Source organism: Methylobacterium sp. CCH5-D2, assembly GCF_001556475.1.
Lineage (GTDB): Bacteria > Pseudomonadota > Alphaproteobacteria > Rhizobiales > Beijerinckiaceae > Methylobacterium > Methylobacterium hispanicum.
The window spans coordinates 1-740 of record NZ_LSIX01000718.1 but is presented as its reverse complement, the minus strand read 5'-3'; the positions used below and the strand labels follow the sequence as shown (position 1 = coordinate 740).

At 76.5% G+C, this 740-nt stretch carries 2 protein-coding genes; both read right to left on the bottom strand.

Annotated features, from left to right (window positions below; all coding sequences use genetic code 11):
- Positions 1-90: 90 nt before the first annotated feature.
- Complete coding sequence (locus AX737_RS18915; RefSeq protein WP_066924119.1) at positions 91-576, bottom strand: peptidase P60; 486 nt, start codon at positions 574-576, stop codon at positions 91-93.
- On the bottom strand, positions 573-740 hold a 168-nt coding region (locus tag AX737_RS18910), incomplete at its 5' end, for a phage BR0599 family protein (protein WP_197430631.1). The genes AX737_RS18910 and AX737_RS18915, both read right to left, overlap by 4 nt.

Genomic DNA, 740 nt, shown 5'->3' with positions numbered 1-740 from the left:
CTGCCGCCTCCCAGGTGCTCGCCGCCGCCTCCGAGCTGTCGCGCCAGTCCGAGCATCTCTCGGCGGAGGTCGAGCGCTTCCTCGCCACCGTCAGGGCTGCGTGAGGCCACGGATCGGGGGGAAGCGGAACGCGCCCGCGCAGTGGCGCCGCCACCAGGGGGTGAGCGCGACCTCGGCGACGCGGGCGCGGTCGTGGGCGTGGATCATCCGGTCCGGCCCCGTCGCGACGGCGCAGTGCCGGGCCGGCAGGTGGGCGCGAAAGCGGAAGAGCAGCACGTCGCCGGGCGCGGCCCGGTAGTCGGCGAGCGGTCCCGGCACGGGGACGAGGTGGCGCGCGGCCGCCTCCATGAGCGGCTCGCTGCCTGAGGGCGCCGACTCGGCCCAGGTGCCCGAATAGGGCGGGGGCGCCTCCGGCTCGGAGCCGTAGAGCCCCTGCCAGACGCCCCGCACCAGCCCGAGGCAGTCGCAGCCCACGCCCCGCAGGGCGGCCTGGTGCCGGTAGGGCGTGCCGAGCCAGAGCCGGGCCTCGGCGGCGGCGGCGGCGCCCGTGACCGTGACCGTGACCGTGGCGCTCATCGGAACAGGCTCCCGCCGTCGAGGCCCGACTGGGCCATGCCCGCCACCACGAAGTCGTTGCCCGGCATGTGGGGGAAGCCCTGGAAGTTGAGCGCGTTGGCGAAGCGGTCGCGGCAGGTGGCGAGGTGCTTGTCGCAGCCGGCGGTGAGCCGGAAGGCGTCGCC